The 12,123-nt window shown below is 60.3% G+C and carries 3 protein-coding genes; 2 read left to right on the forward strand and 1 reads right to left on the reverse strand.

The features are described from left to right. Positions 1 to 26 precede the first annotated feature (26 nt). Entirely contained in the window at positions 27 to 2,486 is a 2,460-nt protein-coding gene (locus tag HHL09_RS16390; protein WP_169455698.1) for an MFS transporter, read from the reverse strand. A gap of 402 nt (positions 2,487 to 2,888) precedes the next feature. Here HHL09_RS16390 and HHL09_RS16395 point away from each other — a divergent pair, with 402 nt between their 5' ends. Together HHL09_RS16395 and HHL09_RS16400 are read left to right on the forward strand one after the other, a co-directional pair. After that, the gene (locus HHL09_RS16395; RefSeq protein ID WP_169455699.1) at positions 2,889 to 5,696 is read left to right on the forward strand and encodes a LamG-like jellyroll fold domain-containing protein; all 2,808 of its coding nucleotides are present in this window, start codon (positions 2,889 to 2,891) and stop codon (positions 5,694 to 5,696) included. A 671-nt stretch (positions 5,697 to 6,367) separates the two neighbouring features. After that, the gene (locus HHL09_RS16400; protein WP_169455700.1) at positions 6,368 to 11,524 is read left to right on the forward strand and encodes a beta strand repeat-containing protein; all 5,157 of its coding nucleotides are present in this window, start codon (positions 6,368 to 6,370) and stop codon (positions 11,522 to 11,524) included. Positions 11,525 to 12,123: the final 599 nt, after the last annotated feature.

Here is a 12,123-nt window from a genome sequence, read left to right on the forward strand (position 1 = left end):
AGCGGGGAAAAGCTGCTCCAAGTCCTTCATTTGCCGTCGTTTCGTGGAATGACGAATCCTTCCTGATCGAGGCCGTAGCCAGGCGGAAGCTTCAGTCCTTCGGGAGCGGCGGGACCTCGGGCGATCGGTCCGTCCGGGGTTTCCTCGATGGCGAAGCCGGGGAGGAGGATGCCGAAGGATCCCGCTTTCCGGCCGACCTGTGGCTTGCTGCCTTCGCGGGGTGTCGGCGGGTCGGGCATCGACATGGCCACGATGACGCCATCGATGGCCAGGCAGGGACAATGGATCCAGTCAGAGCGATCAAGCGGCTGCGTGGCGCGGTGGCTGAAATCGAAGAAGACGCCTGTCGTGGGGGAGGGGATCGACTTTTCGATTTGTGAGCGCAGGGCATCGCCTCCCAGCCAGTGGATGTCCGAGGAGGCATCGGCGGCGAAGGATTCGCGCGGGATGGCGCGGTAGAGGCGCTGGAATTCGACGAGGCCTGGCAGGGAACCGGGAAGCGGGTCGCCTTCCAGCACGCCGAAATCACCACCGCGGGGCAGGGCGTTCACTTGGGCGAGTTGCAGGCCGTTGGCGCGGGCTGCGCGTCGGGTGCCGCGGAACATCCCGACGCGGACATCAAGCGCCAAGGCGGAGGCTTCCATCATCCGGTGGCGCACCAGATCGATGTCCGCTTCCGCGGGCGGGATCGGTTTGCTGAAGCCGACCGTGATGCCGTAGCGGAGGCGCTTCGGAAACTTCGTGAAGAAGCGGTTGCCTTCGAAGGAGAAGATCGAGCCCCAGGCGCCATCGGTCCAGGTGGGCAGCATCGGGCAGCCGGCTTGGCGGGCGATGAGTTCGAAACCGCGCTTCAGTTCGTGCAGGGTGCCGGTGCGGGTCAGTTGTCCCTCCGGGAAGATGCAGACGACGTGGCCCTCCTTCAGTGCCTCTGCGGAAATCTTCAGCGCCTCACGGGGCTTTGCAGAAGAAATCGGCACGGTGTCGAAGAGCTGGCAGAAGACCCGGATTGCCGCCGTGCCCATGAAGCTCTGCTCCATCACGAAGCGCACCGGACGCGGGCAGGCCGCGGTCAGAAAAAAGGCATCCGCCCAGGTGATGTGGTTCGGCAACAGGAGAACGCCGCCCTTGGCCGGGAAGTTCGATTCTCCCGCGGTTTTCACGCGGTAGAAAAGGCGCAGGATGGTCAGCCCGATCACCCGCACCAGATCCGCCGGAATCAGTTTCGCGATGAAGATGGTGGCGAGGCCGCAGGCGATCGCGGCGAGCAGCAGTTGGGAATGTACTCCGAGCCACCACGGGTCGTCCAACGCGGTGCGGGCCGATCCGATGAAGTAGAGGGCCGCCACCACGATGACTCCTGCAAGGCAATCCTGGAGATTTGCCCCCGCGAGGAGTTCTCCGCGTTGCCCCGCGGGACAGCGGTCTTGGAAAAAGGCATTCAGCGGTGTCAGGAAAATCGCGGCGCAGAAGGCGGTAAGGGCAAGAAGTACGAGGAATGCCGTACTCGCCGGATGGGGCACCGCCAGCAAGAGCGTGCTGGCCGTCATCGCAATGCCTGCGACCGGCACCCAGCCGAGTTCGATGCGCCGCTTCATGAGCAGCGAGGCCACTCCAAATCCGCCGGCCATGCCCAGCGAGGCGGCGATCATGAAGCGCGAGGCCATGCTGCCGAAGCCGCTACCACCGCCCGTCAATTCCTTGGCCACGGTGATGGACCACAGGTTGATGAAACCGGCGAAGGCCCAGAAGAAAGCGATGCCGAAAGAAGTCCGCCGCAGGACGGGATCGCGCCAGAGGTCCTTGAGCTGCCGGAAGTGTCGCACCGCCAGCATGCCAGTGAGCGGTTCCGCCGCGCCGCTGGGGGTGCGCGGGATGAACCAGGAAAACAGCAGTCCGAAGACGGCGATTGACGCGATCACCAGCAGGGGGCCTGCGGCCGCCTGCCAGCCATCGTCCAAGCGATCCAGCCGCCGATCGAAGATGAAGCCGGACAGAATCTGTCCGCTGAGCAGCGCCAGCATTGCTGCCATCTGCTGGACCCCGCTGGCGAAGCCGAGGTGGCGGGAGCCTACCAGCTCCTTGATCAGGCCCAGCTTTGCCGGACTGATGAAAGCACTCTGAACTGCCAGCGCGAAGAAACCGGCAAGAGCCAGGCTGAAGTTCTTCATCGCGATCGCCACGCAGAGCGAGACGAGGATGGCAAGCTGTGCGATCGCCGAGCCGATCATGACATTGCGCTTTGAAAAGCGGTCGCTCAGCCAGCCTGCAAGGGGAGCGAAGAGGACGTAGGGAAGGGAAATCAGGAAGCCGGCCACCAACTCAACCTTCGACGCCTTTCCCATCAGCCACCCTCCGAGGGGGATCAGCAGGAATTGGGCGGCCTTGTCGTTAAAGGCATTCAGGGTCTGCTGGAGAATCATGCTCCAGTAGCCCGTCCACTCGCGCCGCGTCGGCTCCCGCTGCTCTTCGTCCCGGGCTTCGTCCACCGGCAGGATGTTAGGAGACGGGTCGAGACTGGCAAAGCCGGATTTGGTGGTGCGAATTCTGCGGCCTCAAATGCCGAATCGGCATATTGAAAGCTAATCTCAAATTAAAACCCGTTTGACTTGTGGGTAAGAGACCTTGGGAAAGGTGATAACTATGTTCTCACGGCAAAGCGGTTGGGTGAATCTGTATTACAGGATGGAAACCATCGTTTGGTGGAAAGATACCAAGCCATGGTGCGCGGATACAAGCGTACTGACTGATATGGTCCACAGGTAAGAGACGGAATTCTACCGCTTTCCGATCCGCCGGAAAGCGGCGCCCGATCCCGCGAAATGCGGAAAAAGGCAGCATCCCGCTTCGCCCGGTCCCTGACCCAGGGCCGGTTTACCCCGATCAAACTCATGAAATCCAAGAACCGTATCCCGGGCGTAGCCTGGGCTCCGATCCTACCGTGCGCCCTTGTGGCTTCGTCGCTTCACGCGAATACCATCGCCTATTGGCGATTCGAAGGGGAGGGTGCCACCCTTCCGACCAATGGTGCTTTCGTTCAGGACACCAATAGCCGGGCCGCTGTTCAGGCTGCCGGAGTTCCGGTGCCTGACCTCTCGGGCAACGGGAACCGTCTCTACACTTGGGACGACAACGTCACCGGGCACGTCTACCGCCCCGCGCTTGCGGGTGCGCCTTTCACCGCCGTGCCGCAGACGGGCGAGGCGAATGGCTGGTATATCGAGAACTCAGGTGCGTATCCAGCCAGCTTCACTTGGTCCAATCAGTCCGCGCCCACCGGCACGAACCTCGATACCTGGACCTCGCTTGCGTGGACCATCGAAGCATCTTGCTATACCGATGTGCTCGATGGCTTTCGCACCGTGGTGGGTCGTGAGGGCAACGATCTGAAGACGGGCGAGGCGGCACACGCGGCGCTCTATTTCCAGAAGATGTCGAACAACCAGTTCCGCATCGCCTATGTGGATGCCAGCGGCGTCGCACATGAGGCCTTGGACCCGACGGCGATGAGCAGTGCGACCTGGTATCACTTCGCGGCGACCTGCGATGGTGTGACACTGAAGCTTTACAAGAAGACCGGCAGCACCGGTGCCTATGCCCTCGTGGCATCGACCGATGTAAGCGGCAGCAGCAATCCCGCGCTGATCAATCCCGGCAACGATGGTACGGGCCAGCCTTGGGGGTGGACCGTTGGTCGCGGCCGCTATGGCACCAACGATGATCCGAATCAGGATCATGGAGATCGCTGGGACGGCGGGATCGATGAAGTCCGCATTAGCGATGTGGCGCTTGATCCTGGCCAGTTCCTCGCAGCCTTCGGCGCGAGCGATAGCGATGGAGACGGCTTGCCGACCACCTGGGAAAGCGAGAACGGTCTCGATCCGAACGACAATGGCCTGAATCCGAACAACAACGGCGTCGCCGGAGATCCGGTAAACGGTGCCGCGGGAGATCCCGACGGCGACACCTTCAGCAACCTTCTTGAATACGAAGCGGGATCGGATCCACAGAACCAAGCGTCGGTGCCCGGTGATACCGATGGCGACACGCTGCCTGACCAGTGGGAACAGGATCATTTCCAAAGTCTGGCCCAAGGACGTTTCGACGATCCGGACAACGACTTCACTGCAAATGACGAGGAATACGTGGCGAACACCGACCCGAACAACCGGCTCGTCTTCCCTGAATTTGAAGCGGCACCCGATGGTATCCCTGACGGCTGGGAAATGCTTCACTTCACGAATACCGATCGCGATGGCTTCGGCGACTTCGATGGCGATGGCGTGATCGACCTGCAGGAGTATCTCGACAACACCAATCCCGAAGACCCGCTTTCCAACAGCTCCACCAATGGTGACGTGGATGGTGATGGCTTGGACGACCGCTGGGAGATCCAGCACTTCGGTGACATCACGAGCCAGGGTGCCGCGGATGACTTCGACGGTGACGGCTCGACGAACCTTCAGGAGTACCAAGCAACATCGGATCCGAAGTTGGCTTCCTCGAAGCATACCGACGTCAATGGTGACGGAACCGATGACGTGGTAAGCTTCATGGATTTCACCACCGCAGGTGATGCCGGAACGATCTCCGATGTGGATGCGGAAGCGACCGGACTAGTTCGCCTGGCGAATACCGGCACGAATCCCGCCTACCTGCCGAACGATCCGAATATCAACCTGAACACGTCGGGCACCGGCACGTTCACCTTCCGCACCGAGACGACGGACTTCAATGGCCAGCAGTTCATGTCGAACATGGCGGCCCTTGGCATCAATCTTTCCTCGCTCGGCTTTACAGGCGGCCAGGACTTCAAGGTCCGGGTGAAATTCGTGAATACGCCGGCAATGGGTGGCGCGGACCAGATCGGCATCTTCGCCGGTGCCAGCTCCACGCAATTGGTTCGCGGCGGGCGCATCGGCGTGAATGGCTCGCTCGGGGTGAACACGAACGGCGACAATGACTCCGCCGCGGTTTTCCCGGGCAATCAGGATTCACTGGCGGCCGCTCGTCCGATGACCGCAGAGCTTTCGCGGGTTGGAGGTGTCTGGGCGCTCTCGCTACATGGCGTGGACATCACTCCTTCCGAGCAACCGGGCTTCCTCAACGGCCTCACCGATCTCACGGTCGGCTTCTTCGGGGCGGACTGGAATACCGGGAATGCTCACAAGTTCCCTGTGGTTGAAAGCCTGACCGTCGTTCGGATGGGCAGCGCTGGTTCTGGTGCTGATGCGGATGGGGACGGGATGGATGATGCCTGGGAAGCCGACAAGCTGGCAAACTCCGGCGGCACCGCAGCTACGGCGACGGGAGATCCGGATGGAGATGGCGTGGATAACCTCACCGAGTTCGCCTTCAACGGCGATCCGGAAAATGGTGCGGACCGGGGTGGCATCGTTTCCTCGTTGGCGGATACCAATGGCGATAGCCAGCGTGAGCTGACGCTGACCGTTCCGGTGAGAGCGGGTGCCATCTTTGCCGCAGGAGCCAATGGAAGCCAGGTGGCGACAGTGGGATCGGTAACTTACACGATCCAAGGCTCACAGGATCTGTCGTCCTTCACCGATGCTGTGGAGCGGGTATCCTCCGCGGCTTCCGGAGATCCGGCGTATGAACTCCATACCTTCCGCCTCGTCTCATCGGACGGGTTGGCTGGCAAAGGATTCCTTCAGGCGCGCGCAACTATTGCCTCGCCCTGAGGTTTTCAATGGCGAGTCCGCACCTGTCGCAAGGCGGGTGCGGACTTCTTCTTTTGCGGCTTTGTCGGAGCTTCTAACAAAGCAGGCGAGGAAGGATGGAATAAACGGGTCAGGGCAGGGTCTTATCCGCAGGTTCCAATTCAAGGTGGTGCGCGTGAATCGAGGACACGGTTTGCTATAATTCATCTCCCCCGATAGGGTTATTTAAAGCCTTCGGATGTCTGTTATTTGTATGACAGCGACAGCGGGGTGGCGAAATCATCAGGGTAATATGCGGCAGTATTGTCCGAAATAAGTTTGGATGTAGGGTGAGTGTAATTCTGATTTTGAGGGGCAATTTCTTTACTTTGAGCATATAAGGAAGATTTGCTGGAATTTCAGTTAACGTGGGAAGCGGCGGAAAGATACAAATGGCAGGTTAGTGGATACAAGCCGCTGAAGACGGCTGACTTAGGATGGAAGAGATCCTTCCTCCGTTCTGCACGGACCCAAACATGCCAGCGGCGGGAGCGATCAAGAACCCGAAATCACTCCGTCGAAAACCCAATCGCGCCGGTTCTGGATCTCCCTGCCAGAACAATCCCGCAACCGCTCCCGTTAGATATCGGACAGCGGTGTCGTGGCCCGGTGGTGTTGCCGTTTTCGGCTTCCTCAACCCCAATACACGATCCGTGAAGCCCACTGTATTTCATAGTCGCCGCAACCTTCTGGAGACCGCGCTGGGTCTCGGTTGCGTCCTCGCTTCCACTGCCTCCGTCTCCCAAGCGGCCTCGCTCTACTGGGATGGCACCAATGCGGGATGGGAAGCGGTCGCCAACTGGTCCACCGTGGCCGAGGCTACCACGCCCGATCCGGCAGCCATTCCCGGTGCCGCCGATGATGTGATTTTCAACATCGATCCTGTCGATGCCGCGGTCACCGTGGGTTTGAATGGAGCCCAGTCCGCAAATTCGCTAACCTTCAACAACACCGGTACGACCTCGCTCCAAGGCGGTGGTGCCAACCGGACGCTCGCCATTGGCGCGGGTGGTATCGTGATGGATGCGGCTGCCGGTGCGGCCACCATCGGTTCGGGCACGGCAAATCAGAACGTCGCGGTCTCGCTCACCGCTACGCAGACGTGGACCAACAATTCGACGACTGCAGCCCTGTCGATCGCGAACCCCTTTACTGCTGGTGCGGGCATCGGCCTGACTAAGGCAGGCGCAGGGGATGTGGCGATGACGAATGCGCTGAACACGACGAACATCGGCGGGGTGCTCAACGTGCAGGCAGGACGCTTGCTGATGTCGGGTGATATCACCGCGGGCGGCCTCACCGGGGCGGGAACATTGGCCGTTGCCGGTGCGGCTTCGAAGTGGTTCTTCGTGAACAATCCCGCTGACAGCGATTTCTCGGGCAGCCTCCAGAACGCCAGCGCCACGGTGCGTCTCGGTCTGGTGAAGCGTGGAATCGGTACACTGACGCTGAGCGGGACCAATACGCTGGGTGACAACCTCGGTGTGGAGAACGGCCTCATCAAGATCACCGGGTCGACCACCGCGGGTGTCGGAGGAGCGAATGGCACTGCTTCCGTGGGAACTGTCGGCAACCAGAACGGGCGCATCTTGATTGACGGCGGGACCTTGGCTGCCACCAAGAACACCAGCCCCTCCGTGGCGATTGCCACGGCAGCGAACTCGCAGGGATTCCTGAAGATGACCACGGGGTCGATCACGACCACCAGCGAGTTCCACATCGGCCGGGGACAGACCGGATCGTTCTCGGCCTACACCCAAACCGGCGGAACCTTGACCTCCGGCAACTGGCTAGTGGTGGGTCTGAACAATGACCGCGCGGTGCTGAACCAAAGTGGCGGCTCCATTACCGTGAGCACCAACCGTATGACCATCGGCGCCGGTGGTAATGCCTCGATCGGTGTGGCGAACCTCAGCGGAGGCACTTTCACGTCGGTCGCTGGCACCAACACCGGCGTTTTCGTCGGCGAAAACGGCACTGGCACCCTTAATGTAAGCGGCACGGCGAATGTCAGCCTGGCCACGAACGGCGGAGCGACGAGCGGCACGCTGCAGTTTGGGGGCAATGCCGTTTCCCTAGCGGGCAATGTCAACCTGCTGGGTGGCAGCATCAGTGCCTTTGCCGTCACGAAGGGAGCCTCCACCGCGGGTGCGGTCTACCGGATGAACTTCAACGGCGGCACGCTCAAGGCCGCGATGGCGAATCCGGGTTTCTTCGCGGACCTCGCAAATACCGAAGCCTACGTCTATGGCGGAGGCGGCACCGTGGATAACGGCGGTAACGCGATCACGATTTCCGAGCCCTTGCTGGCACCGGTAGGGAATGGCGTGAGCGCCACCGGACTGACGGTGAGTGGCGGCGGCTATCAGGATACGCCTCTGGTCACCATTACCGGTGGCGGTGGAACCGGCGCCACCGCGGTGGCGACGATCGATGCCAGTGGTAACCTCACCGGCATCGAGATCACCAACCCCGGCATCAACTATATTAGTGCTCCGACCTTCGCGCTGCTCGGCGGCGGGGTGGGAAATACCGGTGCTCTGGGTGGTGCCGCGACGCTAGTTCCGAATGCCAGTGGAGGCATGACCTTCACGGGTGCTGGCGCAACCCGTGTGGGTGGCACCAATACCTTTACCGGGCCGATTGCGGTGAACCAAGGCAAGCTGGGGATTGCCCAGACACTGGTGAATGCGGTGTCCGTGGCTTCCGGAGCGACGCTCGAAGTCTGGGATCCGATCGGGTCTCCTTCCATCCTTGAAGTTCCGACCCTCAACCTGGCGAATGGATCGCGCGTGGATCTCGATGTCTCCGCGTTCAGCGGCCTCAACGACACGATCACGGTTAGCAATGTTTCGGGCCTGACCCTCGGAACGGCTTCGATCGGTCTCTACGATGACGGCACTACGAACGCGCTTACCACCGCCGGGGTCTATACGCTTTTCAACTACAGCGGGACGCTGAATGGCGGCACTGCCGGACTCACCGTGGCGAATCCGGTGAGCGGCTACAATTATGCGTTCAGCGCAGTCTCCGGGCAGGTGAAGGTCACGATCACCTTCACGGATACCGATGGCGACTTGATGCCGGATATTTGGGAGACGGCAAACGGCTTGAACCCTAACGATCCGAGCGATGCGACCGGCACGATCACCTATCCGCCGACGCCTTCGCCCTTCAACACCGACGGCGATTTCACGACCAACTTGGAGGAATTCCAGGCAGGCACGAATCCTAACAGCGCCACTTCCGACGGCTTCAATACAGACAACGACCTGCTGCTCGACAGCTGGGAGGTTTCCAACTTCGGAAACATCACCGCACGTGACGGCACGGGCGATTATGACGGGGATCTCGCCACCGATGCCGCGGAGTTCTACGCCTCCACCAACGTGAAGGGTGCGAGCCCGCTGTCGGCTGCCGATTGGCCGGACGCGGACCTCGACCAGCTCAACGATGCGTGGGAGGTAACGCACTTCACGAATATCACCGCCAAGGATGGCAGCGCGGACTCCGATGGCGACGGTTTCTCCGACTTGCAGGAGTTCCAGGCGCTCTCGAATCCCGGTGACGCGGCTTGGACGCCGGCGAAGGCGCAGATCATCCACCGCTGGGACTTCAACGGTGATCTCGATGATTCCATATCCGGGGTGACCGGCGTGACGAATAGCCCGGCGGAAATCGTCGATCCGAACGGGGAGACTGCGAGTTCGGCTGTGACGCTCGGAACGACCGACGTATTGCTCACGGGTGGTGCCAGTGCCACTTCCGACTATGTGAAGCTGGGTTCGAATCTCCTGAATGGCCGGTCCACTCCGGTTACCATCGAGGTCTGGGCCACTCAGGTCACGGTGCAGAACTGGGCACGCATGTTCGACTTCGGCAGCGCGGAAACGGAGAATTTCTTCGCTTCCTGGACGCAGGGCACGACTCTCGCCAGCAGCCGCCAGGAGTGGCGCGATGTGGTGACCAGCACTTCCAACGTCACGAGCGGCTTCACGCTGAACAAGGAGTATCATGTGGTCTTCACCTTTGAGCCGGGCGCCGGCTTCCTGGGGACAAACAAGGTGACCTACTACGCGGCACCCGCTCTTGCCGCCGAGCTTGGGACCCCACTCGGGACCTTTGACACGGCGAACAATCTGGTGAACTTCACTGACACGCTTGATGCTCTGGGACGTTCCTCCTACGCGGGCGACAACGTGGCGAATGCCCGCTACAATGACGTCCGCATCTGGCACGGAGCGCTGACCGGTGATGAACGCGAGAAGCTGCATGACGCCGGCGCGGATTCGCTTAACACCGCTGATACCGATGCGGACGGCCTGGTGGATGCATGGGAAATCGCGAACTTCGGCAGCATCGCAGCTACCACCGGTGCTGCGGACTCCGATGGGGATGGTTTCACCAATGCCGAAGAGCAGGATGCGAGAAGCAATCCGAACTCCAATGCCTCCAAGCCGGACAACACCGACGGCGACACGTTGTCCGATGCCTGGGAAGTGGCAAACTTCACCAGTCTCGACCAGCTGCCCAACGGTGATCCGGATGGTGACCTCGCCACGAACGAGGAGGAGGAGACCGCGGGTACCAATCCGAACAATGCCGCTTCCTGGCCGGATACCGACGGTGACTTGCTGAAGGATGCCTGGGAAGTGCTCTACTTCGGCGACCTCGATATCGACAACGATTCGAACAATGCCAACGACGGCAATGCGGACTTCGATGGTGATGGTGCCACGGATGCCGCGGAGTTCGCGGCCGGCACGAATCCGGTGCTGGCGGGCAGCTTGCCCCCTGTGATCGTCGATCTGCCTGCTACGGGAACGGATGCGGCTTCCGACATCTCCAGCACGAAGACCTACACCCACGCGTTGGACTTCGGGGCGACGATCGTGCCCGTCACGCTGAATGGTGTGAGCTTCCATCAGACCAACGTCCCGCCTACCGGCAATGATGCCGCGGGCACCGACAACGATCGTTGGGATAGCACCGATACGACGGGCGGACGCAGCGGTGTCTTCACCATGACGAAGTCGTTGGCCAATGACTGGCCGCAGAATACCAACGGCCAGGCCGCTGGTGCGGACGGGGAAATGTTCAACCTGCTGACCGATTTCAGCCACATCAACGGCTCGGTGGTCGGTTCGACGCAAACCATCACCCTCGGCGGATTGGTTCCAGGAACGCGCTACAGCACGCGCCTCTACTACCGTCCTTGGGGACTCGCGGGTAACCGGAGCACGACCCTCATCTTCAATGGTGAAGGGTACAACGTGACCTACACGATGAATCCGGACCAGTCGGCAATCGCCTCGGCGCACTACGTGAAGTTCGACTTCACCGCGAACGACAGCGACCTCACCCTCACGTTCTCCGTGAATTCCGCAGGGAACTCGTGGCACCAGTATGCATTGACGAACGAAGTGGTCCCGGCCGGTGATTCCGATCTGGATAACCTTCCGGATGCGTGGGAAATCGCGAACTTCGGTAACGTCACCTCGCAAAATGCCACCGGCGATGCGGAGGGAGACGGTACGGACAACCGGACGGAGTATCTGCTCGGACTGAGCCCCGTGAATGGCACCCAGCGCTTCGCTGCGAAGGAAAGCAATGCGACGCCGGGTAGCGGGGTGACCCTCACTTGGCCCGCGCAGAATGGCCTGACCTTCACCGTCTGGCGCTCCACGAACCTAGGGGCGTGGACCCAGATCGGAGGAACGATCACTGCTAGCGGAACGACGGCAAGCTACACGGATAACACCGCTCCCGTTGGCAAGTCCTTCTATCGGGTCACCCTGACGACTCCCTAACCCTTTCCTTGGGTTACGAACCGCGCGGCCGAGGGCTTTGGGTTGCCCTCGGCCGCTTTTTTGTGCGCTTGGGTAAAGGGTTTTCGTTCCAGAGCGCAGAATTCCCAGCGGCTCTCAAAAGCTCTTGGGAATGAATGAAGAATCGAAAAAAGAAAGTTCGCGTGCCGCGGTGTGGCCCAGTTTTAAGCAAAAAGTTGCAATCTAGCGCCTGTTTTACCTGAAAAACTCGTCCAGAAAAATCGACCAAATTTGTCTGGTGATTTGATCATATCGAAGGCGTTCGCTGGGTAAAACGCACCGTTTTCTGAGGGTGGGGGAAATTTGTCATACAATTTATGACGAGTTATCAGAATCGTCTCTTAACCCAAAACGGGGACAAGCGATCAATCGATGCTTTAGGCCGAGGTTTCCTAGGCTCGCGTGGACTGAATCGGTAAAAAGATGCAAATGAGTTTTGCGGGTCCTTACGTAGTGGGTAAAGGGAATTTGGTCAATTTACGTATGAAATAGTGCGTATTTGTGGTGATTGTGCGGAGTCGGTCTTTGTCCTACGTAAAACGTCTTGGGGATGTCGATCCTCTTGATTCCTTGGGTTTTCT

It is taken from the genome of Luteolibacter luteus, from assembly GCF_012913485.1.
Taxonomy (GTDB): domain Bacteria; phylum Verrucomicrobiota; class Verrucomicrobiia; order Verrucomicrobiales; family Akkermansiaceae; genus Haloferula; species Haloferula lutea.

Bases quoted from the DNA above. Each gene is read 5' to 3' on its own strand.
- HHL09_RS16395 (WP_169455699.1), top strand. From the start codon at position 2,889: ATGAAATCCAAGAACCGTATCCCGGGCGTAGCCTGGGCTCCGATCCTA.